Below are 242 nucleotides of genomic sequence, written 5' to 3'. Positions count from 1 at the left end.
TGCGTCAGGCGCTTGGCAAGCTGACAAAGCATCATGATGCTTTGCGAATGGTGTTCAGCAAGACCGCGCAAGGCTATCAAGCATGGAATCGCGGAATACAGGAAGGCGAGCTGTATCAGCTGGACGTGCTGGACTTTAGGGATATAACGGATGAAGCCATGCTCGGCGTGGCAATGGAGGCGAAAGCTACCGAAATTCAAAGCAGTATCCAACTGCAAGAAGGGCCGCTGTTTAAAGCAGGT

The 242-nt window shown here is 52.1% G+C and carries 1 protein-coding gene; it reads left to right on the top strand.

Features of this window, described 5'->3' with window-relative positions:
- Positions 1–242, top strand: a 242-nt coding sequence (locus tag G9G53_RS26050; protein WP_165150918.1) for a condensation domain-containing protein, incomplete at both ends; no start/stop codon positions are given.

This window comes from Paenibacillus sp. EKM206P (assembly GCF_011066155.1).
Lineage (GTDB): Bacteria > Bacillota > Bacilli > Paenibacillales > Paenibacillaceae > Paenibacillus > Paenibacillus polymyxa_D.
The sequence above is the reverse complement of the archived record's forward strand: the minus strand, read 5'-3'. Positions and strand labels throughout refer to the sequence as shown.